Source organism: Myxococcus sp. AM011 (genome assembly GCF_013372595.1).
Classification (GTDB): Bacteria; Myxococcota; Myxococcia; order Myxococcales; family Myxococcaceae; genus Myxococcus; species Myxococcus eversor.
Map to the genome: position 1 here is coordinate 1 of NZ_JABXEM010000529.1, position 1,918 is coordinate 1,918.

General features: G+C 68.8%; 1 protein-coding gene. It reads right to left on the bottom strand.

The genetic code is table 11. The features are described from left to right. Positions 1 to 1,918: amino acid adenylation domain-containing protein (locus tag HUW62_RS47035; protein WP_176438166.1), on the bottom strand; the 1,918-nt coding region annotated here is incomplete at both ends.

The following is a 1,918-nucleotide window of genomic DNA, read 5'->3' on the forward strand; positions in this document are numbered from 1 at the left end:
GTGCGAGGGACAGGGAGGATGGGAGGCGGCTGAGCGGTGGAGCCCTCGCGGGAGGCCGAGAGGATGCGAGCGGCGAGGGAGGCGACGGTGGGCGCCTCGAAGAGGGCGCGGAGGGGAAGCTCGACGCCGAAGGAGGAGCGGATGCGAGAGATGACCTGGGTGGCGAGGAGGGAGTGGCCACCGAGGGCGAAGAAGTTGTCGGTGACACCGACGCGCTCCAGGCGGAGGACGGTGGCGAAGAGGGAGGCGAGCTTCTCTTCCTCGGGGTTGCGAGGAGCGACGAAGGAGGAGTCGCCGCGCAGGGTGTCGGCGTCGGGAGCGGGAAGCAGCTTGCGAGCAAGCTTTCCGCTGGGAGTCAGAGGGAGGGCCGCCAGGGAGATGAAGGCGGAGGGCACCATGTACTCAGGCAGCCGCTTGAGGAGGAAGGTGCGAAGGGCCTCTGAGTCGAGGGCGGAGTCGGAAGAGAGGACGACGTAGCCGATGAGGCGCTTGTCGCCGGGGACGTCCTCACGGACGACGGCGGCGGCGTCACGCATGCCGGGAGCGGAGCGGAGGACGGACTCGACTTCGCCCAACTCGACGCGAAAGCCACGCACCTTCACCTGGAAGTCGAGGCGGCCGAGGAACTCCAAGGTGCCGTCGGCCTTCCAGCGAGCGGAGTCGCCGGTGCGGTAGAGGCGAGAGCCGGGCACACCCGAGAACGGATTCGGCACGAACGCCTGCGCGGTGGTTTCAGGGCGGGCGAGGTAGCCGTGGGCGAGGTGGGTGCCGCCGACGAAGACTTCACCCGCGACGCCGATGGGGACGGGCTGGCCGAGAGGGTCGAGGACGAAGAGCTGGGTGTGGCCGACGGGCGAGCCGATGGAAGGCAGGCGAGGCCAGGAGGAGGGAGCACCCTGGAGGCGGAATGCGGAGACGACGTGCGCTTCCGAGGGGCCGTACTGATTCTCGAGGACGCTGCCCGGGAGCTTCTCGAAGAAGGACGCCAACGTGGCGTTGACCTGGAGTTGCTCGCCTGCGGTGACGACCTCGCGCAGGGCGGAGGGCAGGGTGGCGCCGTGGGAGACGGAGTCCGCCATGGCCTGGAGTGCGACGAAGGGAAGGAAGAGACGCTCCACCTGCTGACGGTGCATGAAGTCGAGCAGGGCGGGGATGTCCTGGCGCAGGCCCCCGGTGGGCAGGACGACGTGGGCGCCGACCCACCAGGAAGCGAAGAGCTCCTGGATGGAGACGTCGAAGTTGAGGGAGGCGAACTGGAGCGTCACCGCGCGGGGGTTGGGAGACTGACGAATCTGCCAGGAGAGGAGGAAGCTCAGGGCACGGTGGGGCATGACGATGCCCTTGGGGATGCCCGTGGAGCCGGAGGTGTAGATGACGTAGGCGATGTCCTCGGTGGAGACGAGGACGGAAGGCGCCTGAGAGGACTGGCGGGAGATGGAGTCGGCCTCGGAGTCGACGAGGACGAAGCGCGCGTCGGTGCTCGCGGGAAGGACGGAGGCGAGCTGGGAGTGGGTGAGGACGACGGGGGCGCGAGTGTCCGCGAGCATGAAGGCGAGGCGCTCTGCGGGGTAGTTGGGGTCGAGAGCGACGTAGAAGGCGCCGGCCTTGAGGGTGGCGAGGACGGCGACGGCCATGTCGAGGGACTTGTCGAGGCAGATGCCGACGGCGAGGCCTGGAGTCACGCCACGAGAGGCGAGGTGACGAGCGAGTTGGTTGGCGCGTGCATCCAGGGCCGCGTAGGTGAGGGAGCGGGCGCCGTCGGAGATGGCGATGGCGTCAGGGGTACGAAGCACCTGGGCCTCGAAGGGGCCGTGCATGGTGGTGACGGCATGCGACTCGCGTGAGGTGTCGTTCCAGGAGACGAGGAACTGGTGACGCTCCTGCTCATCGAGCAGCGGCAGCCGCCAGAGTGACTGGC